Source organism: Streptomyces sp. NBC_00597, from assembly GCF_041431095.1.
GTDB lineage: Bacteria > Actinomycetota > Actinomycetes > Streptomycetales > Streptomycetaceae > Streptomyces.
The window spans coordinates 496,126-519,551 of the sequence record NZ_CP107758.1; the positions used below are offsets into that span (position 1 = coordinate 496,126).

The 23,426-nt window shown below is 68.5% G+C and carries 27 protein-coding genes and 1 pseudogene; 9 read left to right on the forward strand and 19 right to left on the reverse strand.

Annotation, left to right across the window (positions count from 1 at the left end; translation table 11 throughout):
- Nucleotides 1-92: 92 nt before the first annotated feature.
- The 3 genes from OG974_RS31855 to OG974_RS31865 all read right to left on the reverse strand — a co-directional run bounded on the left by OG974_RS31855 (nucleotide 93) and on the right by OG974_RS31865 (nucleotide 2,071).
- A complete protein-coding gene (locus OG974_RS31855; protein ID WP_327286365.1) occupies nucleotides 93-770 on the reverse strand; it encodes a hypothetical protein in 678 nt (225 codons plus the stop codon).
- 280 nt (nucleotides 771-1,050) lie between these two features.
- Nucleotides 1,051-1,413, reverse strand: coding sequence for a DoxX family protein (locus OG974_RS31860; protein ID WP_327286366.1), 363 nt, complete (start codon nucleotides 1,411-1,413; stop codon nucleotides 1,051-1,053).
- Nucleotides 1,414-1,537: 124 nt separating this feature from the next.
- Nucleotides 1,538-2,071 (reverse strand): cupin domain-containing protein, encoded by a 534-nt coding sequence (locus OG974_RS31865; RefSeq protein ID WP_331735246.1) that lies wholly within the window; start codon nucleotides 2,069-2,071, stop codon nucleotides 1,538-1,540.
- Between the two features lie 97 nt (nucleotides 2,072-2,168).
- Here OG974_RS31865 and OG974_RS31870 point away from each other — a divergent pair, with 97 nt between their 5' ends.
- On the forward strand, nucleotides 2,169-3,005 hold the full coding sequence (locus OG974_RS31870; RefSeq protein ID WP_331735249.1) for a LysR family transcriptional regulator: 837 nt from the start codon (nucleotides 2,169-2,171) through the stop codon (nucleotides 3,003-3,005).
- A gap of 127 nt (nucleotides 3,006-3,132) precedes the next feature.
- On the opposite strand, the gene OG974_RS31875 is transcribed toward OG974_RS31870, so the two are convergent.
- From OG974_RS31875 to OG974_RS31885, 3 genes are all read right to left on the reverse strand, one after another.
- Nucleotides 3,133-3,696 carry a hypothetical protein gene (locus OG974_RS31875; protein ID WP_331735252.1) on the reverse strand — a complete coding sequence of 188 codons (564 nt, stop codon included), beginning with the start codon at nucleotides 3,694-3,696 and terminating at the stop codon, nucleotides 3,133-3,135.
- Between the two features lie 193 nt (nucleotides 3,697-3,889).
- Nucleotides 3,890-4,372 (reverse strand): hypothetical protein, encoded by a 483-nt coding sequence (locus OG974_RS31880; RefSeq protein ID WP_331735255.1) that lies wholly within the window; start codon nucleotides 4,370-4,372, stop codon nucleotides 3,890-3,892.
- A 338-nt stretch (nucleotides 4,373-4,710) separates the two neighbouring features.
- Nucleotides 4,711-5,697, reverse strand: a complete 987-nt coding sequence (locus OG974_RS31885; protein WP_331735258.1) for a LuxR C-terminal-related transcriptional regulator — start codon at nucleotides 5,695-5,697, stop codon at nucleotides 4,711-4,713.
- Between the two features lie 313 nt (nucleotides 5,698-6,010).
- On the opposite strand from OG974_RS31885, the gene OG974_RS31890 reads away from it, so the two are divergent.
- The 4 genes from OG974_RS31890 to OG974_RS31905 all read left to right on the forward strand — a co-directional run bounded on the left by OG974_RS31890 (nucleotide 6,011) and on the right by OG974_RS31905 (nucleotide 9,611).
- On the forward strand, nucleotides 6,011-6,271 hold the full coding sequence (locus tag OG974_RS31890) for a hypothetical protein (protein WP_327286371.1): 261 nt from the start codon (nucleotides 6,011-6,013) through the stop codon (nucleotides 6,269-6,271).
- 74 nt (nucleotides 6,272-6,345) lie between these two features.
- A complete protein-coding gene (locus OG974_RS31895) occupies nucleotides 6,346-6,552 on the forward strand; it encodes a hypothetical protein (RefSeq protein ID WP_327286372.1) in 207 nt (68 codons plus the stop codon).
- Between the two features lie 208 nt (nucleotides 6,553-6,760).
- Entirely contained in the window at nucleotides 6,761-8,302 is a 1,542-nt protein-coding gene (locus tag OG974_RS31900; protein WP_331735261.1) for an FG-GAP-like repeat-containing protein, read from the forward strand.
- 100 nt (nucleotides 8,303-8,402) lie between these two features.
- Complete coding sequence (locus OG974_RS31905) at nucleotides 8,403-9,611, forward strand: transglycosylase family protein (RefSeq protein ID WP_329316896.1); 1,209 nt, start codon at nucleotides 8,403-8,405, stop codon at nucleotides 9,609-9,611.
- A 52-nt stretch (nucleotides 9,612-9,663) separates the two neighbouring features.
- On the opposite strand, the gene OG974_RS31910 is transcribed toward OG974_RS31905, so the two are convergent.
- From OG974_RS31910 to OG974_RS31925, 4 genes are all read right to left on the reverse strand, one after another.
- On the reverse strand, nucleotides 9,664-10,344 hold the full coding sequence (locus OG974_RS31910; RefSeq protein ID WP_329316898.1) for a response regulator transcription factor: 681 nt from the start codon (nucleotides 10,342-10,344) through the stop codon (nucleotides 9,664-9,666).
- Between the two features lie 373 nt (nucleotides 10,345-10,717).
- Nucleotides 10,718-11,032 (reverse strand): hypothetical protein, encoded by a 315-nt coding sequence (locus OG974_RS31915; protein WP_331735265.1) that lies wholly within the window; start codon nucleotides 11,030-11,032, stop codon nucleotides 10,718-10,720.
- 210 nt (nucleotides 11,033-11,242) lie between these two features.
- The gene (locus tag OG974_RS31920; RefSeq protein ID WP_327286376.1) at nucleotides 11,243-12,814 is read right to left on the reverse strand and encodes an HEXXH motif-containing putative peptide modification protein; all 1,572 of its coding nucleotides are present in this window, start codon (nucleotides 12,812-12,814) and stop codon (nucleotides 11,243-11,245) included.
- Nucleotides 12,815-12,887: 73 nt separating this feature from the next.
- On the reverse strand, nucleotides 12,888-13,034 hold the full coding sequence (locus tag OG974_RS31925; protein ID WP_327286377.1) for a hypothetical protein: 147 nt from the start codon (nucleotides 13,032-13,034) through the stop codon (nucleotides 12,888-12,890).
- A 523-nt stretch (nucleotides 13,035-13,557) separates the two neighbouring features.
- Between OG974_RS31925 and OG974_RS31930 the strand changes: the two genes are divergently transcribed.
- The 3 genes from OG974_RS31930 (at nucleotide 13,558) to OG974_RS31940 (ending at nucleotide 15,939) form a co-directional block, all read left to right on the forward strand.
- Nucleotides 13,558-14,400 (forward strand): transposase, encoded by an 843-nt coding sequence (locus OG974_RS31930; protein ID WP_371647366.1) that lies wholly within the window; start codon nucleotides 13,558-13,560, stop codon nucleotides 14,398-14,400.
- A complete protein-coding gene (locus OG974_RS31935) occupies nucleotides 14,286-15,293 on the forward strand; it encodes a transposase (protein ID WP_371647284.1) in 1,008 nt (335 codons plus the stop codon). Before OG974_RS31930 ends, OG974_RS31935 begins: the two co-directional genes overlap by 115 nt.
- A gap of 112 nt (nucleotides 15,294-15,405) precedes the next feature.
- Nucleotides 15,406-15,939 carry a CbrC family protein gene (locus OG974_RS31940; RefSeq protein ID WP_331730105.1) on the forward strand — a complete coding sequence of 178 codons (534 nt, stop codon included), beginning with the start codon at nucleotides 15,406-15,408 and terminating at the stop codon, nucleotides 15,937-15,939.
- Nucleotides 15,940-16,034: 95 nt separating this feature from the next.
- On the opposite strand, the gene OG974_RS31945 is transcribed toward OG974_RS31940, so the two are convergent.
- From OG974_RS31945 to OG974_RS31980, 8 genes and pseudogenes are all read right to left on the reverse strand, one after another.
- Nucleotides 16,035-16,604 (reverse strand): recombinase family protein, encoded by a 570-nt coding sequence (locus OG974_RS31945; RefSeq protein ID WP_327286560.1) that lies wholly within the window; start codon nucleotides 16,602-16,604, stop codon nucleotides 16,035-16,037.
- A 142-nt stretch (nucleotides 16,605-16,746) separates the two neighbouring features.
- Nucleotides 16,747-16,893, reverse strand: a complete 147-nt coding sequence (locus tag OG974_RS31950) for a VOC family protein (protein ID WP_371647286.1) — start codon at nucleotides 16,891-16,893, stop codon at nucleotides 16,747-16,749.
- Between the two features lie 191 nt (nucleotides 16,894-17,084).
- On the reverse strand, nucleotides 17,085-17,255 hold the full coding sequence (locus OG974_RS31955; protein WP_266636488.1) for a hypothetical protein: 171 nt from the start codon (nucleotides 17,253-17,255) through the stop codon (nucleotides 17,085-17,087).
- A 96-nt stretch (nucleotides 17,256-17,351) separates the two neighbouring features.
- Nucleotides 17,352-17,567 carry a hypothetical protein gene (locus tag OG974_RS31960; RefSeq protein WP_266636490.1) on the reverse strand — a complete coding sequence of 72 codons (216 nt, stop codon included), beginning with the start codon at nucleotides 17,565-17,567 and terminating at the stop codon, nucleotides 17,352-17,354.
- A gap of 467 nt (nucleotides 17,568-18,034) precedes the next feature.
- The gene (locus OG974_RS31965; protein WP_327286381.1) at nucleotides 18,035-18,538 is read right to left on the reverse strand and encodes a hypothetical protein; all 504 of its coding nucleotides are present in this window, start codon (nucleotides 18,536-18,538) and stop codon (nucleotides 18,035-18,037) included.
- A gap of 365 nt (nucleotides 18,539-18,903) precedes the next feature.
- Nucleotides 18,904-19,689, reverse strand: coding sequence for a zeta toxin family protein (locus OG974_RS31970; protein ID WP_371647368.1), 786 nt, complete (start codon nucleotides 19,687-19,689; stop codon nucleotides 18,904-18,906).
- 352 nt (nucleotides 19,690-20,041) lie between these two features.
- Nucleotides 20,042-20,281 (reverse strand): annotated as a pseudogene (locus OG974_RS31975) (recombinase family protein); the annotation flags it as partial.
- A 317-nt stretch (nucleotides 20,282-20,598) separates the two neighbouring features.
- Entirely contained in the window at nucleotides 20,599-21,129 is a 531-nt protein-coding gene (locus OG974_RS31980) for a hypothetical protein (RefSeq protein ID WP_327286383.1), read from the reverse strand.
- 175 nt (nucleotides 21,130-21,304) lie between these two features.
- On the opposite strand from OG974_RS31980, the gene OG974_RS31985 reads away from it, so the two are divergent.
- Nucleotides 21,305-21,637 (forward strand): hypothetical protein, encoded by a 333-nt coding sequence (locus tag OG974_RS31985; RefSeq protein ID WP_327286384.1) that lies wholly within the window; start codon nucleotides 21,305-21,307, stop codon nucleotides 21,635-21,637.
- 447 nt (nucleotides 21,638-22,084) lie between these two features.
- On the opposite strand, the gene OG974_RS31990 is transcribed toward OG974_RS31985, so the two are convergent.
- The gene (locus OG974_RS31990) at nucleotides 22,085-22,489 is read right to left on the reverse strand and encodes an STAS domain-containing protein (RefSeq protein WP_327286385.1); all 405 of its coding nucleotides are present in this window, start codon (nucleotides 22,487-22,489) and stop codon (nucleotides 22,085-22,087) included.
- Nucleotides 22,490-23,426: the final 937 nt, after the last annotated feature.

Here is a 23,426-nt window from a genome sequence, read left to right on the forward strand (position 1 = left end):
GACCCTCCGCAAACCTGCCGCTGGACCTGCCGGCGCGACGGTCTCCTACTCCGGCCCATGCCGGGCAACGTAGGCAGGGGCCGGGAAGGGATTCACGCAGCGGGAGAGGAATCCGCCATTCCGCGCGGTGGGACCGATCGCCGCCGGTACCGGTGGAGCTGCCGGGCGGCGTACGCCACGAACGGCACCGAGACGCCGGGCACGACCCACCAGGGCAGGCCGATCAGGAAGGCGGTGAGCGCCACGGCGAGGGTGGTGATCGCCGCGCCGATGAGCAGGGGCATCCCGAGCGAGCGCCAGGTCCAGGGCTCCCGCCCGCCGAACCCGGCCAGCCACGCGGTCGCGAAGCCGAGCCCGAGAGCCGCGACCAGGCCGGTGAAGGTGCCGAGGCCGGCGGTCATCTGGGCGTCGTCGCGGGGCTCGTCGGCGGAGCTCTGGCGGAGGTCTCCCTTGGCGACGGTCATGACCGCGCCGCGCCACACGGTGGCGGTCACCTGGTCGCCGGGCTCCAGCCGCGCGAGCAGCGGCCCGGGGTCCCCGAACCTCACGACGGCCTTCCTGGAGGCGGTGCCGGAGAGAGTTGCCTCGAACTTGCCGTTCCGGCCCTTCTTGACCACCGTGTGGTCGACCGTGAGGGGGAGGGTACGGAGGCAGTCGTCGGTCCCGTCGCCACAGGGCTCGGCGGCCGCGTAATCCGCGTACCGCCGGCTGTCGTCCGGCAGCGCTACGGCGAACAGGAAGCCGCTGATCAGCGCGGGTATCAGCGACAAGACGACCAATAACGCCCCGGCCACCCGCCCCGGCCGAATTCTTACAGCTGCCACCACAAGCCTCCCCCGTACGTATGGTCGCTCACGCGCGCCCCCCCCACAGCCTCCACGGTCGCGGCCGTGCAAGCAAAATTGCTCGACCGGCGCGCCTCGGGGCCAGCCGACGGCGGCGAACACGACGTGGTCCGCTGCAAGGGCGCGGGCGTCACCCGGAGCGGTCCGTACGAGGAGGAGGGCGACAGCGGGCAGGAGGTACCCACCGGTCGAGAACCGTGCTCGATCACAGCCGCGTGGTGGCCAGCCAGATGAGTACGGTCGTCGTGGCGACGAGCCCGACGTTGAGGGTGACCTGGCGGTCTTCACCGGTCAGGTGGACGGCGATCGCGCCGATCTGCAGGAGCACGAACCCGATGGCCGCAGCCACTGCCAGCCAGGGGGCGACGCCGGTCAGTGGCGGCAGGACGAGTCCGGCCGAGCCCAGTAGTTCGACCGTCCCCAGCGCCCTGACGGCGGTCAGGGGCATGCGGTCGACCCAGGCCATCATCGGCCGGAGTTGATCGCGGCTGCGGACCACTTTCATCGCGCCCGCGTACAGGTAGAAGAGGGCGAGGAGCCCTGCGACGGTCCAAAATGCAATGTTCATGAGTCCCGTCCACGGTCACCTGCTGCTGGTGACCCGTCGAATCCCAGGGCAACCCCTGGAGAAGGCCGGGCTGTTGTCTGAGCGACCCGGAAGGTGAAGGGCGAGCGCGCCCCGGCCGTGCTGGTCAGACGGAGGACGGCCGGGCGGCGTCATCCGGCTGGCTCGGCGGGAGGTCGGCGGCGGGCTCGGTCGCGTAGCGGCTCATCGCCCGGATGCTGGCCTGTGGCGTCAGCGGCCGGCCACTGGCGATCACGCTCTGGAGGTCTCGGAAGTACTGCACGTACAGGTCGGGGGTGAATGTGCTGAGGATGACGGCGGGTTGGTCGGTCGGGTTGGCGAAGGTGTGCGGGGTACCGGGCGGAACCATCACGAGCGTGCCCGTGGTGGCGTCGTGGTCCTCGTCCCCGACGGTGAACCGCACGGTGCCGGAGACGATGTAGAAGCCCTGGTCGTGCTGGGCGTGGCGGTGCTGCGGCGGTCCCTGGGTGTGCGGGGCGAGGACGGACTCGGCGATCGCGAGGCGGTGCCCGGTGTGGCTGCCGTCTTCGAGGACGCGCATGCGCGTGGTGCCCAGGATGATCGTCTCGCCGTCGCCGGGACCCACCACCGATTCGGCCGGGGCGGTCTGCGGCTCGCTGGTCTTTGCTTCTTCGGTCATGCTCACCAGTGCACCGCCGGGAGTCTGCCGGTGTCCAAGAACCCATCCCGCAGCCCTGATACCTCATGGGTATTGTTGCAGCGTGGAGCTACGGACCTTGCGCTACTTCGTGGCGGTCGCTGAGGAACGCCACTTCGGCCGGGCCGCCACTCGACTGCACATGAGCCAGCCGCCGCTGAGCCGGGCGATCAAGCAGCTGGAGACCGAGGTCGGTGCCCTGCTGTTCGCCCGCTCACCTGCCGGCGTCACGCTCACCCCGGCGGGCGCCGTGCTGCTCGACGAGGCACGGGCCCTGCTCGACCGGGCCGACCGCATCCGCGCACGCGTGACCGCAGCGGCCGGCGCCGCGACCATCACCGTCGGCATCCTGGGCGACAGCACCGACCCGGGTGTGACCAGGCTGGCCGCCGCTTACCGCCGGAGCCACCCCGGCCGCGACATCCGCATCCGCGACACCGACCTGACCGACCCGACCTGCGGGCTACGCGCCGGACTGGTCGACGTCGCCCTGACACGGGCGCCGTTCAACGAAACCGCCCTGACGGTGCGTGAGTTGCGCAGCGATCCGGTCGGCGTGGTCCTGCGCGCCGACGATCCGCTTGCCCGCCGCAGCCAGCTGCAACTGGCCGACCTGAGCGACCGCCGCTGGTTCCAGTTCCCGTACGGAACCGACCCGATCTGGCAGTCGTACTGGAACGGCGGTGAGCCACGCGAGGGCCCAGTGGTGCGCGCCGTCCAGGAATGCTTGCAAGCCGTGCTGTGGAACGACATCGTCGGCCTGGCCCCGCTCGGACACGGCCTGCCCGCCGAGCTGGCCGCAGTGCCACTGGTCGACATGCCGCCCAGCCGAGTGGTGGCGGTGTGGAACGAGGGTGACACCAACCCGTTGGTCCGGTCGTTCACCGACATCGCGACCGCCGCGTACCGTCGCTGACCCGTCCCCGTGGTCGGTCGACCGCGACGCGTACGTGGTGCGCGCGGGCGCCCCGAACGTGGCTTCGACTGCTGAGCTGGCGGATGCGGGCGCATCTCCCCCACCCCGCGTCACGGGTCACACCACGTCAGGCCGTGGACTGGCCGTTGACGCGGTACTCCTCGGAGGGCATCGAGTCCCATTCAGTATGCGCACCGTCGCGCGTCACCATGAACAACGGACGCGATCGGAGGCCCCGCCCGACTAGTTGCCCGCGCATCACGACCCCGGAATCATCCGGTCCTGCGTAGCCCTCGGGCGTGTAGCGAAGGTGCACGTCCATTGCCTCGGCATACGCGATTGCGTCGTTCTCCAGCTCTGACAGGTCTCTCCCGACCAGCGGGAGTCCGTCGTACGCGACCTGGGGACCTTGCACGGCGTCGACAGCGATGCAGAACAGCCCCACGACTTGGCTCCCGTAGGCCGTGACGGCAAGCGGTGAAGGAGCCACCCCGCGACGGTGGACTTCGACCTTCCACGTCGGCGAGAAGATCGCGTGGTCCCGTGCACACTCGCTGGCCTTCGTCAGGCCGAGTACCTCAGCCGCCTCGACCACTTCGTCGACGGTCATACCGAACCGGAGCGGTCCGACGCCGACAGCCGGCGAATAGGACCACTCGTCCCGTTCGGAGACTCCGGTCTTGAACGCCATGGTCGCTCCTCTAGAGACACCTGGGACTTGCCGCTGCCCATCATGTCAATCGCCTACCAGCAGACTGCCGGCTGCCGGCTGCCGCCGAGCTCGTGCCGATCACTCAGCGCGAGCCCCATCTGGGCCCGGCCGCGAATACGCGACACCTGAACTTGCGAGCTCACCAGTCTCAGCCCCCGTGAGGCCCGCGGGTTCAGAGAAGCGGGTGGGTCCCGAGGCGGCGGGCTTCGGCCGTGACCTCGGCATCGACCTGGTCCACGGTCCTGTCGCCGTATTCGAGGACGTCGTACTCGTCGTCGAGTTCAGCGAGCCGCCCCGTCAGGGGCAGCTCATGTCCGTAGCGCTGGTGAATCCGGAAAGTGAACTCCCGAGGCGATAGCTCGCCTGCGAGCAAACGGCGTGCGAGGGCTCGGGCGGCGGCTTCCTGGCCGGCCACGCTGGCGATCGGATAGAAGGTGAGGCCGAGTTCGTCGAGTGCTGCGGGAAGCAAGTCGTGGACGTCGTAGTCCGCCTCGGCGCGCGTGCGGGCTGCGAGGATCCGAAGGCCGGGGGTGTCGAGTCCGGCGACGAGCGCGTCACAGGCGGCATTGACGACCTCGTTCGCGCGGATTTCTCCCGTACTCCAGAGGGCGGCATGGTCCTGTAGAGCGATTGCTGCTGCTTCGGTCGACGTCACTCGCTCATGATTCCCTTCACGGTGCGTCCCGGTCGAGCAGGTTTCATCGAAGGTGCTGGTCAGCCGCCTGTTTGAGCAGGGCCACTCACAGTGACGTCCAGGTGCCGGGCGAAGGCGGAGGCGAAAGCCGGACCGGCTTAGAGCCGGTCTGCCCGACGTTCCTCCGACGCCCGTCCGGACACACGACACCGGGTGGATGCCTGGTCGTCCACGTCTTCGCCGTGCTCACCGAGTTCATCCGCGAGCTGATCGTCTCCGGTAACCGCGAAGATCGGGACGCCGCCCGCGCCCGCGGAGTGATCGAACGGGCAACCCTGATCAAGTCCTGCACGAGGCCGTCAGAGCCAGCCGCTCTGCGCGGCTTTCAGCCCCGCTTCGAAGCGGCTGGAGGCGTTGAGGCGTTCCATGAGCGTGGCCATCTGTCTGCGGACGGTACGCAGGGAGATGCCGAGGCGTTTCCCGGCGTTCTCGTCGGTCATTCCGGCGGCCAGGAGCCTCAGTAGTTCCTGCTCGCTGGGGGTGAGACCTGTGTGGGTGCCCTGCGGCTGGGCAGTGCCGAGGGGGACGGCGGTGTGCCAGGTCTGGTCGAAGAGGGCGACCAAGGAGGCCACGATGCCGGGCTCTCTCGTGCACAGCGCGCCCAGACGGCTGTTGGACGGATCGATGGGCACGATGGCGACTTCGCGGTCGAAGACGAGGAGGCGGGGCGGCAGGACGGGGCAGGTGCGGACCATTCCGCCCTGCTCCGTCATCCACCGGGCATAGGCGTACGTCGCCGGGTCGTTCCTCGCACTGTCCTGATAGAGCGTCAGGATGCTGACTCCGCGGCCCATCGCCTCTTCGTCCAGGGGGCGTGACGCGTCGAGGCTGGACTGGGACTGGGCGGCACCCGGCATGACGGACAGGCATTCCCGAGTGAGCGCCTCCGCGAGCACTTCGAGCTTCGCCTGGATGGCGTCGAGCCCGACCAGTCGTTCCGTGGCGCCGGCAGTCGCGTCGGGGTGCAAGGAGGCGTACTCGGCCAGGGCCCGCGCCGCGGCCGCCTTGCCGAGCGCCAGTTCCTGCTGGCGGCGCAGGAGCTCGTCCTCCTGGCGGCGCAGGATCAGTTCCAGTCCGCGCTCCGGGCTGACCGCCCGCAGCGCGCCGGGGTCGTCCCGCGACGATCGCAGTAGTTGCAGATCGGCTAGCTGGTCCAGGCATCCCCTGACCGTGCTCTCCGGCAGGCCCAGCAGCTCACACAGCTCGGCCACTCCGCCGGCAGGTCTGGCGAGCATCTCTCGGTAGACCGCCTCTGTGCGACTGTCCAAACCCAAGAACTCCAGCATGCGTTCAGCCCCCCAGCTGCGTCGAACAGACTAAGGGTGCCGTCTGCCGCGCGATCATCTCAGGGCGGAGAAGCGAACCACAAGCACACGCAACCATCAGTTCCACTGGGCGACTTGGCACCATGGGGTCAGACCACTTGGTGCCAGGGCGAACCCCTTCCGGGCGGCGGTGCGCTCGAACAGGATGGTGCTCACCAGAAGGGCGGCGGGGAGCACGGATCCCGCCGGGCCGCCAGGTCGCAGGACCGCTGATCCGCACGCGTCACTCGTCGTACTCCACTTAATCGCCGCACGGCCATCCCGGGGGACCGCCATGTCTTGGATCGCTCGCTCGCTCGCTTCCGCCGCCCTTTCGCTGACGCTGTCCGCACTCGCGGCACCCGTCGCACTGAACGGAGCACTCGCCGCCGACCTCACGGGGATCGGCTGGGATGGCAAGCCGGTGTCCACCGTGACGGCGACCGCGTCCGCGACCGGTCGGCCGATCGGCAGTGGCATCGGATGGGACGGCGTCGGGGCGTCGGTCGTGGCGCCCACCGGAGCATCCCTCGGCGACGGCATCGGTTGGGACTGAGGTTGTTGCGATTGGTCCAAGCTCACCTTCTCAGCGCGGCCGGTAGTGCGGGCACCCACGGGGACGCCCACCTGATGCAGGACCTCCTGTGGGCGTACGCCCACCCGGACCACGCCCTGGAGCACGTCCGCGCCCGCCCCGTGCCGCACGGTATCGAGCTCGTCCTGTTCGTCCGTGCCGAAACCGAAGCAGTCGCGGCGGACCGGGCCCGCAGTCTCCTGTTGAACGCGGTGGCCCCCATCGTCCGCCTTGGATACCTCGTCGGTTCCGCTTCCGACTGACGCCCCGCGGGCTGAAGCCGAAGGCCGGGACCGCCGCGCCACGGCCTCGCTCCAGGAGGGGGCGCGCGTCCCCTTCGCCCGGCCTTCACGATGCTCCGGATCGCTGCACCTGCAGGACAGCGATCCCTCCCACTCTCTTCGCAGTTCCACCTCTTGGATCTCCGTACCCGGAGATCCTCCGCCGCTTGCGAACATCAAGGATTCTGACATGGTCATGATTAGTCGCCTCGCCCTGTCCATAGCGGTCGTCGGTGCGGTCACCGTTGCGACGCTCGGCCAAGCCGCCGCCGATACTCCGACGCCGTCCGCCGCTGCCGCGTCCAGCACGGCGAACCCGGGCTTTCTGACCCAATTCACCCCGACGGTTCCCAACCCGACCACCGCCTCAGCGGCGCAATTGGCCGCAGCCGCCGGATCGGGGAAGGCCGCGGCACCCGTAGCCGTTGGCGCCTTCGCCACCCTGGCCGCGGACTCCTCGGCAGGCGGCAGCATCAGCCGGGCAGAGGTCATCGACCGGGCCCAGTCATGGGTCGACGCAGGCGTGCCGTACAGCATGACCAGCTACCGCACGGACTCCAACGGCAAGTACCGGACGGACTGCTCCGGCTTCGTCTCCATGGCCTGGCACCTGAACGCCTCCAGCGGGACCAACTGGGGTGAGACCACCGGCACCCTGCTGAACTACACCTCCTCCATCGCCAAGGAGTCCCTCAAGCCGGGCGACATCCTCCTCAACCCCGACTCGGGCGCCAGCGGCCATGTCGTCATCTTCAACGGATGGACCAGCTCCGATCACTCCACGTACGACGCGTTGGAGGAGTCCGGTAGTAGCGGTGCCATCCATCACAGCATCCCTTACCCCTACTACAGCGGCCACGGCACCTTCAGCCCCCGCCGCTACGACAACATCCAGGACACCAACACCCATGCGGACATCTCGGGTGATGGCAAGGCCGATCTGATGGTGTTGAGCACGGACGGCACGATCGGTCTTCGTGGGGGGTCCGGGACGAGCTTCGGTGCGAGTACGACGGTCAGTGCCGGCTGGCAGAACTTCCTGGGTGGGGCCGGTCAGGGACGGCTGTACTACGCCGACATTGACGGTGACGGCAAGAAGGACCTGCTCGTGCACGGCACCGACGGTGCGATCGGCGTCCACTTCAACAACGGATCCGGTACTAGCTTCGGTGCGAACGTGCCGATCTCCTCGGGGTGGCAGAACTACCTCGGCCAGCCCGGCCAGGGCCGTCTCTCGTTCCCGGACATCAACGGTGACGGTAAGGCCGACCTCGTCATCCAGGGCACTGACGGCACGATCGCCACCCACCTCGGATCGGGCACGAGTTTCGGCGCCAACTTGCCGCTGTCCGCCGGATGGCAGAACTACCTCAGCCAGGCCGGCCAGGGCCGTCTCTCGTTCCCGGACATCAACGGTGACGGTAAGGCCGACCTCGTCATCCAGGGCACTGACGGCACGATCGCCACCCACCTCGGATCGGGCACGAGTTTCGGCGCCAACTTGCCGCTGTCGTCGGGGTGGCAGAACTACCTCAGCCAGCCCGGCCAGGGTCGGCTCTACTACGCGGACATCAACGGTGACGGCAAGGCCGACCTGATCATCCAGGGCACTGACGGCACCGTCGCCACCCATCTGGGCTCCGGCACCAGCTTCGGCGCCAACCTCCCCCTCTCCGCCGGCTGGCAGAACTACCTCAGCCAGCCCGGCCAGGGCTCCCTCTCCTTCGAGTAACCGACCCCGTGCTCCGGGGGGACTGCACCGTCCCCCCGGAGCACCGGCCTGCCCGCCCTGTCCAGCCCGCCGCACCTGTTTCCTGATGGGAAGAAACCCTGTGTCAATATCGCCCAGCGTCCGCAAGGCCGTGCTCGCCCTCGCCGCCGCCCCCCTCGCGCTCCCGCCGCTCCTCGGCTCCGGCACCGCGGCGCAGGCAGCGTCCGTCACCACATGGGACAAGGTCGCCAACTGTGAGAGCGGCGGCAACTGGTCCATCAACAGCGGCAACGGCTTTTACGGCGGCCTGCAGTTCACCGCCGGCACCTGGAACTCCTACGGCGGAACGGGCTACGCCGTCCGCGCCGATCTGGCCACCAAGCAGCAACAGATCCTCATCGCCGAAAAGGTGCTCGCCTCTCAGGGCCAAGGTGCATGGCCCACCTGCGGTCCCCAAGCCGGCCTCGGCAACGACCACGCCGACCCGTACCCTCCCGCCTCCACCCATGCGGACATCTCGGGTGATGGCAAGGCCGATCTGATGGTGTTGAGCACGGACGGCACGATCGGTCTTCGTGGGGGATCCGGGACGAGCTTCGGTGCGAGTACGACGGTCAGTGCCGGCTGGCAGAACTTCCTGGGTGGGGCCGGTCAGGGACGGCTGTACTACGCCGACATCGACGGTGACGGCAAGAAGGACCTGCTCGTGCACGGCACCGACGGTGCGATCGGCGTCCACTTCAACAACGGATCCGGTACCAGTTTCGGTGCGAACGTGCCGATCTCCTCGGGGTGGCAGAACTACCTCGGCCAGCCCGGCCAGGGCCGTCTCTCGTTCCCGGACATCAACGGTGACGGTAAGGCCGACCTCGTCATCCAGGGTACTGACGGAACGATCGCCACCCACCTCGGATCGGGCACGAGTTTCGGCGCCAACTTGCCGTTGTCGTCGGGGTGGCAGAACTACCTCAGCCAGGCCGGCCAGGGCCGCCTTTCGTTCCCGGACATCAACGGTGACGGTAAGGCCGACCTCGTCATCCAGGGTACTGACGGCACGATCGCCACCCACCTCGGATCGGGCACGAGTTTCGGCGCCAACTTGCCGCTGTCCGCCGGATGGCAGAACTACCTCAGCCAGCCCGGCCAGGGTCGGCTCTACTACGCGGACATCAACGGTGACGGCAAGGCCGACCTGATCATCCAGGGTACTGACGGCACCGTCGCCACCCATCTGGGCTCCGGCACCAGCTTCGGCGCCAACCTCCCCCTCTCCGCCGGCTGGCAGAACTACCTCAGCCAGCCCGGCCAGGGCTCCCTCTCCTTCGAGTAACCACGGCAGAACGCCCTCCTGTCAGGCGGGGGACCGGACGGTCGACGAACACTCATCCGGCCGCCGCCACGAGGCCGGCTGTTCGAGCGGTCACGATGGCCTCACTGCGGCTGCCGGCCCCCAGTTTGGCCAGAATGACTGAGACATAGTTGCGTACGGTTTTATCGGAAAGTAATAATTTTCGAGCGATGTACCCGTTGTTGTAGCCGTGCCCGATAAGTCGGAGCACGTCGTACTCACGGGCCGTGAGCGTGGAGAGAGCTGGATTCGCAAGTGCCCGAGCCGTGTGGGTGATTGGCTTGAGCAGCGATGGAAGCCCGCGACCAACACCGGGGCTGAGGACGACGCCGCCGCCACGGACGATTCTGAGGGCGTCGAGGAGCATGGCCGGCTCTGTGTTTTTCAACAGGTACCCGTGGGCGCCGGCGACCAGGATGGCCAGCGCCAGTTCGGCGCAGCCCGCGGTGGCCGTGCCAGTCCCGATGACCCGGACTCCCGGGCGCTGCTCCAGGAGGGAGCGCACGGCGACGGGTGCTGAGTCTCCCGCTGCGTCGAGATCCTGGAGCACCACGTCCGGGCTGGCTGCCTCAATTCGTTCCAGGCAGGTTTCCGTATCCGGAGCCTCCCCGACCAGGCGCACCGTGCTGTCCGTCAGTATCGTGGCGATGCCGATGCGGAGAATCGGATTCTGTTCAACCAGGAATACCCGAACTTGTTCCGTCGCTCGTGTCACGGGAAGCCTTCCTCCTCAGGCTGGCGCGGCGGTCGCCGGTCGCAGGACCGACATCACCACCTGACACCGTGTGAGAGTGCAAGACGACGCGCAACGACGGTACGTCGCGGGTATGACTAGGGTTCTCCCGCGCAACCGCTTGCAGAGGCCTTGTCCCAGTGCGCCGAGTGCTGTCCGCATCTCGCGTCCGCGTCACCGCTGATGTTCACCGTGCCGTTCGTGCCGCCCGAGACCGACGTGGTCCGGCACACGCACCGTCCGGTTCCACGAGCGCGTCACGAACACCGGTCTGCGGCCGGTCAAGCCCGATTGCCGTCAATCGTCTGCGTCGCCCTCCGGTCCGTCGCCGCTGCCTACGCTGCCGGCAGCCCGTTCACCCACTGGCGAACCTGCTGCCGGAAACGGAACTGGCGCCCGGCCACACCACGGAGATTAGGGGAAGGCCGTCGACGCCGTTCGAGCCAGCGCGGGCGGTCGCCGCGTCGCAGCGGTCGGTGGGGGTGGTGAGCTGAGCGGGTTTTCCCTGTGTGGCCAGGCCGGCCAGCACTTCGTCACGGTGCTCCGCGGACTTCTTGCTGACCGGAAGCCGGGCAAACATCACCCTCGTCGGGGAGGCATGACGCTCGCGCAGCCGGGCGCCCAGGTACGCGGCCAGGGCTTCGAGGCGCTCCTTGTTGTGGGCCCACAAAATCTGCCCCGCACAACTGCGTCTGAACCAGTAGCGGCTGCCGGAAGAAGGGGGCTGCCGTGCCGCCGGGAGCGGAACGTGCCGAGCAGGCCGCCACCCCGCTCCTCGAACACGGGGCAGCGGAGCCCGCGCGGTCTCCAGATGATGCGCCTACTCAGCGAGGCCTGAGTTCCGGACAGACGCCGCCTCGTCCGAGTGCGGCATGGTGGATCACTCGTCCACCTGGGACACCAGGCCTGCCCCGATCAGCAGGCTCAGGCATGCCCGGGCCTGCCTGAGGGCGGTCTCCTCGCTCAACGGGCCGTCCACCGCCAATCGGTATCGTTCTGCGAGGGTTGCCAGCGGTACCCCGTCGCACAAGGCGTAGACGACCCAGGCGTGGGCGTCGAGCCAGTGGAATCCAGCCGTGTCGGGTCGCACCACCAACAGCTGCCGCAGCTCAGGCAGCTCCCACAGGATCGTGGGTTCGGAACGTACGAAGACGCCGCCGGTGACGACGGCCCGATCGCTCGCTGTGGTGGCGACCTCCGCTGACCGCGCACCCGTCACGGCGGGGACCGGGGAGCGGACCGACTGCTCGCCCCACTCGATGCTGTCGAGCAACCAGTGGACGAAGCGACGGCCCTCTTTCGTCAGCTGCCCGTGATCGGCACACAGAGCCTGCTCCGCCAGGTAGACCAAGCGCTCGAATCCGGTGCGGTGCGTGCCGGCGGCCGCCGCTTGACTGCCCGGGGTCGGCTCGTCGATCTCCTCGGCCGTGGGAGGGGGGCCGTAACGGGCGATGACCTCAGCGGAAGCCCCACGCGCCGCTGCCTGAAACACGGTCAGGTGGGCGTAGAAGTGCAGCGCCACCAGCACCCGGATGAAGGTCCATGAGGTCATCCGCCACGGAATGGCGACCCGGGCCGAACCGTCCTGGACCAGCGAACACGAGCGCAGCACGTCAAAGAGCTTCAGGTGCGCCGCCTCGTGCAGCAGTGTCTCGGCCGTCTTCCAAGGGTCGCTCAATCGGCTCGGCGACATCAGCAAGGCGGACGGGAGCGGGTCGCCGCCCGACAGCGACTGCAGCGGACCGTCCGGCGATTCACCGTCACTGAACCCGATGAGCGAAACGTGCTGCAGCACACTCACCCCCAGCTCGGGCAGTAGCGCGGTGAGCAGGTTCGCGCCCTCCTGCAGAGCGTGGACCATCTCCGGTGTGGCTTCCAACGGCTCGTCGCGATCGGAGCCTTCGAAGCTGTTGCGGCACAGCACCCGCACCCTTCTGGCAACCGGCTGCCCGGACTGAGACGACTCCAGTCCGGTCCACACCCAGCTTGCGGAGACGTTGGGCCACGGACGCGCCGGAACCTTCATCATGCTCTCGCACGGACCGATGCCGTCGGTTGCCGGGGCTGGCCAGGCCGCGAGAATGTCGCCGAGCGAGCTCTCGGTGAACACGCCGTTCTCCAGGCGGGCCACGTCGTCCTCGAAGGCATTGCGCAGGACGGGGTCACCCAGGAGGGGCAACAGACCTTCGGCGGGCTCCGCGGACAGCGCGTGCAGAGCGTCAGAATGCCGTGCACTGCGGACGCCCAAGAGCGAGAGGCCGACACGATACCTGGCGAGATTCCTCGTTGCGATCGCGGTGGAGTCTCCGAAGAGACTGTCCCGCGCGAGTACGTCCTCCGCAGTACGCGGGGAGCCAATGCCCACAACGAAGCCTTCTTTCTGTTCGTGCAGCGTGAGCGACGCCCCACCGGAGGCGCACGGCGGCAGGCCGCCGTAGAGACGTCGAACCACCGCTGTGCTGACCCTCAGTTCGAGGGGATCGACTCCGTGATCAGACCGCCGCAGGGGACGGCCTCGGCGCTGGCTACGCGGCGGTCGCGGGAGTCAGCTGAGCGTTGTAGGCGGGGACCCACGCTCGTTCGGCCGCCGAATCGGTCATGACCTGCGGGACCTCACTCTCGTTGAGGGCCGCGAGGGAAAATTGCGGAAGCCGCACGGTCTGCACTGCCATCGCCTTACTCCTTCATCCGATTCATCCCGGTGTTTCCGGACCTGCCGAATCATCGGACGCCTTGTGTCCCAGGCACCAGGGACACCAGTCCCGAACCGTCCCGGGACAACGGCGCCGGCCAGTGGCCCACCCAGACCACAAGGGTCGATCTCGAAATGGATGAGGAGTTCGTGGGCGACGAGTCGGGGTGGGAGCCGGCCGTGAGGAGTTGGTGGAGCCGTTGCCCGTCGAACGAGTCACTGCTCGAACCGGGCACGAAGCTCTGCGGCCGCCGCGGTCAGGCGACCCGGTGTCTGGAAATCATCACGCAGCGTACTGCCCGCTGGCCCGCCGCCCGCAAATTGCGGCCTCTGGCACGCGCAGCCAGCCACGCCGGAGAGTGAGAAGCCCAGTTGGGGTGCCGGTAAGAACCGTGTCACCGATCCTGCTGGCCAATTCCGTTGCTGGTCGGTCGTGACGCTCGTTGGTCATGTAGCGGTCGTGTTCTTCCGTCTGCGGTCGCGGGGTGGGGTGTGGGGTGTCGATGCGGGCGCGGCCGTGGCCGCAGGTGCCGGAAACGACCGGGAGGGCAGCGCGGGCCGCGGCGGCGAAAGGGCCGTATCCGTTGGCGATGCGGGTCCGTGACGAGCTCGGCGAGTTGTTCGCGGATGTCGAGTTCGCCCAGGCGTTCGGGGTGCGAGGCCGGCAAGGGTGGTCGCCGGGGCAGCTGGCACTGGTGACGGTGCTGCAGTTCGCTGAGAACCTCACCGACCGGGCCGCGGCGCATCGGGTGCGGTTCGGGATGGACTTCAAGTACGCGCTGGGCCTGGACCTGGACGATCCAGGTTTCGACGCGTCGGTCCTGTCCGAGTTCCGCGCTCGTCTGGTGGCGCACAACCTGGAGGAACGGGCCTTGGACCTGCTGCTGGCTGCATTGAAGAGCAAGGGCCTGGTGAAGGCCGACGGGCAGCAGCGGACGGACTCCACTCGCGTGCTCGCCGCGGTGCGCGACCTGAACCGCCTGGAGCTGGCCGGCGAAACCCTACGTGCCGCCCTGGAGGCTCTGGCCTGCGCGGCACCCGGCTGGCTATCCGAGGTGGTACCGATCCCACAGTGGACAGAGCGGTACGGGCCGCGAATCGACTCCTGGCAGCTGCCTTCTTCCCAGGCCAAGCGCACCGAGATGGCACTGGCCTACGGCCAGGACGGCTCGCGCTTCTGGAAGCTGCGCATACCGCAGGCGCTCCGGTGTGGCTGCGAGAACTTCCCGCAGTGCAGATCCTGCGGATGGTGTGGGTGCAGAACTACACGCGAACGGTCACCGAGACCGGGCGGAAGGTGCAGCGGCGGGAGAGCGAGGACCTCCCGCCGAGCAGACTGCGTCTGACCTCACCGTATGACCTGGACGCGCGCTACGGCCTCAAACAGGGCTCATGGTGGACCGGCTACAAGGTTCACATCAGCGAGACCTGCGACCCGGAGGAGGAGATCCTCCCGGCTGTCGGCGGGACTGCTCTCGCCTCCGGATCGGGTGCGGCCAGCCCACTGCGCATCATTACCAACATCGCGACCACCGACGCCACCGTGACCGACGCGGAGATGACCGAGTCGATCCACCGCATGCTCGCCGCCCGCGACCTGCTGCCCGCCGAGCATTATCTGGACTCCGGCTACCCCTCCGCCGAGCTGATCGTCGGTATGAAGGAGGGCTTTGGCGTCACCCTGGTCACCCCGGTCCTGTTGGACAGCTCACCCCAGGCCCGCTCCGGTGCTGGCTTCGGTCGCACCGCCTTCGCCATCGACTGGGACAACCGGCAGGCCACCTGCCCGCGAGGACACACCAGCACCTGGTGGAGCCCCACCGTCCAACGCGGTACCAAGGCCATCGTGGTCAAGTTCGACAAGGAGACCTGCCAGCCATGCCCGGTCCGAGACAAGTGCACACGGGCCAAAAACGGCGGCCGCACACTCTCCCTGCGCGCCCGCGAGCAGCAACAGGTCCTCGATGAGGCCCGCGCCCAGCAGACCAGCCAGGAATGGCGGGCCAAGTACGCCACCCGCGCCGGCGTCGAGGGCACCATCCACCAGGCCATGGCCGTCACCGGTATGAAACGCGCCCGCTACCGCGGCCTGAAGAAGACTCACCTGGAACACTCGTTCTCAGCGGTCGCGCTCAACCTCATCCGCCTCGACGCCTGGTGGAACGGCCATCCCCTCGACCGAACCCGCACCAGCCACCTCGCCCGACTCGACCAGCAGGACTTCAACCTCACCGGTTGATCACGGGCCTGCTTGCAGAGAGACTGCGGCTCATGAGGTTCACAGGCTTGCCCGTCGACACACAGACCACCGGCGTCGAAGCGGACCTCTCCATGCAACGGCGGGCTCACCAGTGAGTACCAACCTGCCCTACTTCCGCTACCACCCCGACCCCGTCGCAAGCGAGTCCATCCGCGAGAGCGCCGAGACCTGCGCCTGCTGCAACCTCAATACGGGGTGGATCTACACCGCTACTTTCTTCACGGCCCAGGATGTCAGCGGGAGGTTCTGCCCCTGGTGCATCGCCGACGGCAGTGCCGCTGAACGATTCGAAGGTGAATTTACCGACGCATACGGGCTCGACAGCGTCAGCGAGGAGACCCTGGTGCAGGTCACCCGCCGCACCCCCGGTTTCCACGCCTGGCAGGATCCGCACTGGCTTGTCCACTGCAACGACGCGGCCGCCTTCATCGGCGAGGTCGGATACACCGAACTGGCAGCCCACCCCGAGGCCCTCGACCAGCTTCGACTCGACCTTCGGATGAGCGGTTGGCACGACGCGTCCCAGCTCGACACCTTCCTGACCCACCTCGGGCAGGGGGCAAGCGCCATGCTCTTCCGCTGCACGGTCTGCGGCACCCATCTCGCCTACGCCGACGCTTCATAGCCACGGCCCAACTCAGCAGGGGCCCTTTCCCTTCAAAGGATCCGCCCCCAACGGAATTGGCCAGCAGGATCGTCACCAGCCGCAAACGACGGTGATCAGTCCTTTGCCCTGGAGGGTCGGGGCAGTGCCGCCGTACTGGTCGTCTCGGCGAGTGCGAGGCGGCCGCCCCTCAGTTCGGGCACGTAGTTGTAGATGGTGTTGCGGGAGACGCCGAGGAGCTTCGCAATCGAGGTGACCGTGTTCTCCGGACGGGCGAGCAGATCGCGGGCGTGACGTACCTGTTCCTCGGTCATCGCCGGCGGGCGGCCGAGCCGGGCGCCGCGGGCGCGGGCGGCGTCCAAGCCTTCGTTGGTGCCTTGCACGATGAGTTCGCGGATGAACTCGGCGAGAGCCGCGAACACGTGGAAGACCAGGCGCCCGCCGGCCGTGGTCGTGTCGAGAGCCTCGTGCAGCGAGGTGAAGCCGACGCCACGCTTACGCAGGCCGGACACGATCGCGATGAGGTCCTGGAGGGAGCGGCCGAGCCGGTCCAGCGACGGAACAACAAGAGTGTCGCCCTCGCGCAGGAAGTCGAGGGCCTTCCACAGTTCCTCGCGTTCAGCGTTCTTGCCGGACTTCTTGTCGGCGAAGATCCGGATGCACCCCGCTTCCGTGAGGGCGTGGATCTACCGGTCGAGCAACTGTCCCTTGGTGGACACGCGGGCGTATCCCACGAGGTCGCCGGTCCGTGCGGCCGGAACGGGGGCGAGGAGATCGGCGGTGTCGTCGTCGTGGGGTCGTTGCACCCGTCAGATCGTACAGAAAAGGTCAGGCTCCCTCGGGAGTGATCAGGCAGAAGGGATGGCCGACGGGGTCCTCGTAGACGCGGTAACCGATCGGCTTGTCCGAACCATCCAGCAGCGTCGCACCGAGGGCGAGTACCTGGGCCTCAGCCGTATCGAGGTCCGTGACCATCACACTCGAGTACGGCTTGCGATCACTCATTCCGCCACCCGAGCGAACCCCGAACGCCTGACCGGCCACGATGCCCCAACATCACCCTATCGAGCGACGACAAGCCCGACATGAGGTCGCGTACCGCACTCTGATGGCCGTTGTTCACCGCCCTGACTGGCACGCAGTGGCACAGGCGGCGACCCTGGGCCTCAGGTGGGATGCGCTGCGGGCAGTCCGCAAGTGATGAGGGTCGGGCCGACGTCCCGCTCGCCGGCGTCGGCTTCCGCCTGCCGGATCCGGTTGCGCAGGGCCTCGTGGTGCACGCCGAGCTCCTCGGCCATGCGGCGGATCACCGGCTTCGGCTCGGCTGTGAGGTACATCCGCACGCGTCAGTTCACGGCCGGCCGCGTCCCGCTCGAAGGTCAGCGTCCGGGCCGAGGCGGTGATCTCGGCGCAGTGGCCGCCCGCGTCGTGGGTCACGTAGCCGTGAGCTTGGCCTCCAGTGGTGACTGCGGCTGTACGGACTGCTTGGCCCGGTCCCGACCACGGCCGGTCCCCGGGTTGCGTATCGAGTTCTGCAGCGTCTGCGGATTGGCTCCCAGTTCGGCCGTGGCCTGCCTGATCGTCGCTTTGGGCCGAGTGGTGTACGGAGCGACCGCGTTCGCCTTGAACTCAGCGGGATAGTGCTTCATGACCACGAGATATCCGCTCTCGGATCCTCAAGATCGAGTGTCTCGAGTGTCCAAGATCCAGGATCAGGGCCCTGCGGGTGCTGCTCCGGCGGCTGGTCGCCAGTTCGGTTGCGGGCGGGGGCGAGGCGGTGGTGCATGGGGCGCGGCTCGCGTCTTCGTCACCCGGCCGGGTGTGCCCGAACGCCGGGAAGGAGTCGGCGGCCGTTGCCCTTGGGCGGGCGCCAACGCGAGGTGTTCTGGCGGGAATCACCCGGCGAGCCGGCCGGTGAGGGGGGAGGGCGGCTGCTGGGGCGCGGTTGCCGCACCTGCTCTCCGGCTCCGGCGGGGCGTGCGCAGGGGCGGGGGCTGTCGGACAATGGTTCCAGTCCGGGCCCCGGCCCGGAGAACGCTCCGGGTGGGTGCCCGGACTGGGAGCCCGGCCCGATTTCGGCGGGCCGGGACTCCCTGCTATGCCGTCGGAATCAGGATCAGTCCTTGGCGTCGTGACGCTCGACCACCCGGAAGCTGCCCACGACGCCGTTTTCGACCTCGACGCCGTCGTGTTCGTGGCAATCCGGCTTCACGCCGTTGCTCTGGCTCTGGGGACCGACCGTGGCGATGGGCGCGCCGTTGTCGCACACCGCGCCGCCGAAGACCTCGACAGTGTTACGGGTGTCGTTGCGGATGTTCAGGGTCTTGGCGCCCAGGCCGCTGATGACGGTGATGCAGTCGCCCGGGTGGGCCGAGAACGACCGCTCGTTGATCTTGATCCGGCCCTCCTGGTGGCGGCCCTCGAAGCGCTCCCGGTCCTCGTTGCCCTTGCCCTTGGCCGGGTCGCCGCCGAGGGGCGCCTGAGCCACAGCCGCCTGCTGGACAACCGGGGCCGGCCGCTCCGGCTGGGAGGCGGCCGAGGCGTAGGTGATGCCCATCGCGGCCATGGCTGCGGCGGCCGCGATGCTCGCGGTGACCGCGGTGGAGCGGGCGATCTTCATACGACTTCTCCTGTCTCAGAGGAACCGGCTGTGCGACCGGTACGTGAGTAAAAGTACTAACTACTCATATGACTTTCATGTCGCGACATGCCGGAAATTTGGCGCAGAGGGCCGAATGGGGTACCCTGAGCGCCCCGCGTCGCCAAATGGGGCGTCAAGTGACCGCAATTCATGTGGAGTTGATGACGCCTAGCCCTTTAGAGTGATCATCTGACGCCTGCTCACTATTCGGCAGCAAAAGCGACCAGGATCGCGGGCCTGAGGAGACGAGCAGCTTCAGGTCCGGCGCAAGCATGCGTAGGTGAAGGAGACTTGGGTGACCGGCATGCGCCCTGGCGCAAACGCCCAATACACCAACGGTGTCCCTACCCGGCCCGGGCGCTGCAAGGGCTCTGGGGACATCCAGCTGGGGCCTGTAGCTGGCCGGGGTGATGAGAGGGAGGGCATCGACGGTTTCGGCGAGCACGGTGATGTACGCCTGGCCTACGGCGTCGTCGGCCTCCTCCCGCAGGCGGGGCAGCACTTGGTGCAGCGCCCGCTGGACGGAGTGGAAGCGGGCGGCCTCTCCTGCGGTGTAGAGGCGGCGCCGGGCAGCGGCCAGGGCCCAGGCGGACCACCGGTCCCGGCCCAGGGCCCGGTGGTCGCCGTCGATCACCCGGACCGCGCTGACGGCGGGGTCGGCGGCCGCGGCCGCCACGATGTCGGCCGACACCTGGCAGGCCCTGGCGTGCGCGGCCGGGGCGGGGAGCGCGGTGACGTCGTCGAGCTCCAGGGCGCGGGCGTAGTTGACGAGGGTCCGCTGCCGGCTGCCGGCTGCCGGCTGTCGGCCCGGCCAGGGCCACGACCTCGATCCGGTAGTCGGTCCGGGCGAACCGGCCCGCGCTGAGCGTGAAGTCGGCGGCGCCGGTGAAGTCGGCCTCGATGAGCAGGTCGCCGCGCCGTTCGCGTACGCACCCTGCCAGCCCTCGGCATCCGGCCTCACTAGCTCGTCGGCGAGGCGGGGGGGCGTTGACCAGCTGGAAGTGGTCCGGGTGGTGGCCGCGCAACAGGTCTGGGTCCAGCACGACGGTGCGCGGCCGCATCGCCCGGCGCAGCATCCGGCGCGCCTCCAGCTGCCGGGCGCCCGGCTCACCAACCAGGTAGACGACCAGCGGGTTCCGGGCGGGAGGTGGCCTTGCGCAGGAAGGTCGGGGCGATCAGCTCGTCGAAGGTCAAGCGGTGCTGATCCGGGCTGAGCCGGTGGTAGCCGGTGCCGGGCGGGCCGGGGAGCGGGTGCGCGATGCGGCGGACCGGCTCGGCGGCCGTCGCGGCCCGCTCGGCATCGCGGGAGACGGCCAGGCGGCGGTCCGCGGGCAAGCGCTCGTCATGGACCAGGACCTCGGCGCGCACCAGGCTCCGGCGAAAGACGCGCGTCCGGGGCCCGCTCCAGGGCCGTAACCGCTCCGCGCGTACCGTCGCGGCCGCGGCTGGCCGCCGGCTCCAGGTGCCGTTGTCGGTGAGCTTCGTGGTCGTGTCGAGAGCCTCGTGCAGCGAGGTGAAGCCGACGCCACGCTTACGCAGGCCGGACACGATCGCGATGAGGTCCTGGAGGGAGCGGCCGAGCCGGTCCAGCGACGGAACAACAAGAGTGTCGCCCTCGCGCAGGAAGTCGAGGGCCTTCCACAGTTCCTCGCGTTCAGCGTTCTTGCCGGACTTCTTGTCGGCGAAGATCCGGATGCACCCCGCTTCCGTGAGGGCGTGGATCTACCGGTCGAGCAACTGTCCCTTGGTGGACACGCGGGCGTATCCCACGAGGTCGCCGGTCCGTGCGGCCGGAACGGGGGCGAGGAGATCGGCGGTGTCGTCGTCGTGGGGTCGTTGCACCCGTCAGATCGTACAGAAAACGGTGCTCCTCAAGTTCTTGAGCACATCGATTTTCTGACACCGTTTTATGGGCATGATCCGGCGCCGATCGAGCCGAGGGCAGCCGCTTGCCGATCTTGCTCATCAATCGGTAGATGAGCAACAGCCCGAGGGCTCGCGGACAGGCGAGGCCTCGGGCGCTCACTCGCGTACAGCTTCTACCGGGCTCGCCCGGTCTTCAGGTCGTCCTGGTGAGAGTGATTGGCATCCGTGTGGTGCAGATTGGAGCCGGCGAGGCTCGGGGGATTGGGCTTGCTGCGGCGAGTCCACAGGAGAGCCCCTGCCAGCAGCACGTTGCCTCCCAGCAGCCAGGGCAGCGGGCTTGGCGGAAGGACACCGATGATCAAGCCGGTGAGAGCTCCCGTCAGCTGCAGAGCGAGAGACTGGACGGACAACGCGGTGGCGCGGCCCTCACTGGTGACACGGCGGTGCAGGATGTCGTTCTCACTCGGTCCCGCCGCGCCGAGCCCGAGGTAGACCAGGCCGTAGCCGGTAGCCGCGAGGACCATGAAGCCCACTCCTGTGGACGCTGCGGTGGCGCCGAGCAGAAGCAGACCGCTCGCGCTGGTGCCGAGGCTCACCATGACGGCACGCTCGCCGCTTCCTGCTAGCCGGGCGGTCAGAGGTGCGAGGTGGCTGCCGAGACCCGCGCAGATGAATCCGGCGCAGGCGAGTGCGGCGAAGAGCACCGCCCCCGACTCCGATGCGCCCGTGAGGGCTGCGGCGCGGCCCGGCGTGAGGAGTTCGATCGCGGCCAGGGCACTACCGGCGGCCCATGGCCGCCGACCGGCCGAGATGCCGCACCGCCACACGTTCAGGTGACGACAAAACGCCTATACGCTCTCATACCGCCCTCTGACAGCGATGGCCTTCGCGGGCATCTACCACCTGTGGATCGTGCTGATCGGTGTGAGTCTGCTGGGCATCAGCCTGGGCGTGCGCGAGCCGCTCCTGATGTCCACGATCCGCAGCCTGATCGACACCTCCGCAGTCGCCGGCGCGGTACGGGTTCGTAGCGCCATCATTTCTCCAGTGCCGCTGGTGAGCACTGGGCCCTTGCTCATCCTGGGCACGGCCATGTGCGTCTGTGCCGTCATCGCCTCTCAGGACAAGGCGATCGCCCGGTCCCTGAACCCGCCGGACGAGGACCTCGACTTCGGTACCCCCACGCCACCAACAGAGAAAGTCCCACGATGAAGACCACCTCCCTCTCATGCGCTGGTTCGTCGAGGGCTCGTTCCAGCAGTGCGTGCGGTTCGCCGTACTCCTTGCCTCTGGGGCCGAGGCAGTAGGTCTTGTCGAAGGGGCCGAGCCTGATCCGTCGAGTCCATGAGGTCGGGGCCTGCGCGTGGAAGCTACGAAATTTCGGCTGCCGTTGGCTCGGACCGGGTTCGCGGGCTACGGCTGTGGCCAGGCCCGCCTTCGCCTGCTCCACCGAGCGGTCCGTCAGCCGGACCGTCTCGGTGTGGCCGGCCCGGCGAACAGATGCCGCCGCGCCGGACGCCGTACGGGAAGCGGAATACGTCCCGCCAGAGGTCGCAGACGGCGCCCTCCACGGCGCGGGCCGGCGGCCGAGCAAGGGAACGCGCCGGATAGCCCGAGCACGCGCGCGCTGGTCAACGGCCTGGACACTGGACCGCCTGGCTATACGCCGGACAGCCATCCCGCACCGAAGTCCGAGAGGTCCCGTGCACGCTGCGCGCGTTGCTCGATCAGCCGGCGAAAGCCCACCACGGTGTACCGCTCACCCGTGGCCGAGTGGCGCCCGCGGATGCCCGCGACATCGGCCATGAGCTGCTGGGGCTGGGGCTGCCAGCCAACGACCTGGACGCGCAGACCCAGATTCTCCGCCTGCCGGTGCAGGGCCAGCAGGTGGAGCAGGCCGTTGGCGTCCATGGACTCCGCGCGGTGCAGGTCGACCACGAGGTCCCGCTCGCCGGCGGTGACGTCGTCCAGTGCCCTCTGGAGCGCCGGGCCCGCGTTCTCGTCGAGTGTCCCAATGACGCTGACCAGGACCGTGCCGTGACGCTGAAGGTTCGTGGTGATCAATGCGTTCTCCTCCCGCCCGGGGCGTCGGGGCCCTCGGGGCTCCCCATCCTGGCGCGGCGTTACCCCGGACGGGTGCGAGGCTCGCTGACGTTCCCCCACCAACCTGGCTGACTTCGACGTTGTGACGGAGCAGTGCTGCCGGCGGCATGCGACGAGTGCGGTGCTCAGTGGCCATCAGCGCCCCGGCGGCACACCGAACGGGCCGCGTTGCCAGTTGACGGGCAACGGCCACTGCCCATCGCGCGACCCTCCTGCTTGCGCAACGTTCAGGCGGGGCGCACTGGGCGCCCGCTTCCCGCGTGACGGCGTCAGTGAGGGCTCCTTTGATGGGGGGGGGAGGGGGGAGGGACGGGACGCACGGTCATAGGGCCCTGGCACCCTTGATGAGTGCTGATCAACGGATACGACGAGGGCCCGGTTGTCGCCGGCGAAGAGCTGATGGACCTACCCGGGGCTGATGAACGAGGAAGCGCGGCCGGCCTTCCGGGTACCGTTCGCCGACGATCACACCGCTGTACTGGTGCATGCCAACTATCCCGATGACGCGAGCTTCGAGTACTTCGTGACCCATGCCGACCGGGGGCGTCATGGGTACCTGGCCACTTCGCCGGTCCCGGCCATCGAAGCACGAGGTCTGGCGGGACGGAGGAAGCGACGAGATCTTCGACGGGATCCTCGTCTGCGGTGCTCACCGCAGTCCCCGCTGCGGAATCCGGCTGGGGCAAGGCATCACGCGCGAGCAGAGCGAGAAACTCGCCCGCGCTCTCGGCGCCTGGCCCGCCTGGCCGGGGGACGGCGTGTCCGCGGCCAGCCAGACTCCAGCGCCGCCCTGCTGGTCATCGCACTCCCGATGTCCGCCGAGCTGTTCCACGTCATCGCCTCGATCGTCTGCCGCCACGGCCGACGAGGAAGCCTTGGTCAGCCGCTGCCCGATGCT

Coding starts and splice junctions, on each gene's coding strand:
- OG974_RS31860 (WP_327286366.1), bottom strand. CDS start 1,413: ATGAACATTGCATTTTGGACCGTCGCAGGGCTCCTCGCCCTCTTCTAC.
- OG974_RS31865 (WP_331735246.1), bottom strand. CDS start 2,071: ATGACCGAAGAAGCAAAGACCAGCGAGCCGCAGACCGCCCCGGCCGAA.
- OG974_RS31875 (WP_331735252.1), bottom strand. CDS start 3,696: ATGGCGTTCAAGACCGGAGTCTCCGAACGGGACGAGTGGTCCTATTCG.
- OG974_RS31885 (WP_331735258.1), bottom strand. CDS start 5,697: ATGCTGGAGTTCTTGGGTTTGGACAGTCGCACAGAGGCGGTCTACCGA.
- OG974_RS31890 (WP_327286371.1), top strand. CDS start 6,011: ATGTCTTGGATCGCTCGCTCGCTCGCTTCCGCCGCCCTTTCGCTGACG.
- OG974_RS31895 (WP_327286372.1), top strand. CDS start 6,346: ATGCAGGACCTCCTGTGGGCGTACGCCCACCCGGACCACGCCCTGGAG.
- OG974_RS31900 (WP_331735261.1), top strand. CDS start 6,761: ATGGTCATGATTAGTCGCCTCGCCCTGTCCATAGCGGTCGTCGGTGCG.
- OG974_RS31925 (WP_327286377.1), bottom strand. CDS start 13,034: ATGGCAGTGCAGACCGTGCGGCTTCCGCAATTTTCCCTCGCGGCCCTC.
- OG974_RS31930 (WP_371647366.1), top strand. CDS start 13,558: ATGCGGGCGCGGCCGTGGCCGCAGGTGCCGGAAACGACCGGGAGGGCA.
- OG974_RS31950 (WP_371647286.1), bottom strand. CDS start 16,893: ATGGTCACGGACCTCGATACGGCTGAGGCCCAGGTACTCGCCCTCGGT.
- OG974_RS31955 (WP_266636488.1), bottom strand. CDS start 17,255: ATGTACCTCACAGCCGAGCCGAAGCCGGTGATCCGCCGCATGGCCGAG.
- OG974_RS31960 (WP_266636490.1), bottom strand. CDS start 17,567: ATGAAGCACTATCCCGCTGAGTTCAAGGCGAACGCGGTCGCTCCGTAC.
- OG974_RS31965 (WP_327286381.1), bottom strand. CDS start 18,538: ATGAAGATCGCCCGCTCCACCGCGGTCACCGCGAGCATCGCGGCCGCC.
- OG974_RS31985 (WP_327286384.1), top strand. CDS start 21,305: ATGGCCTTCGCGGGCATCTACCACCTGTGGATCGTGCTGATCGGTGTG.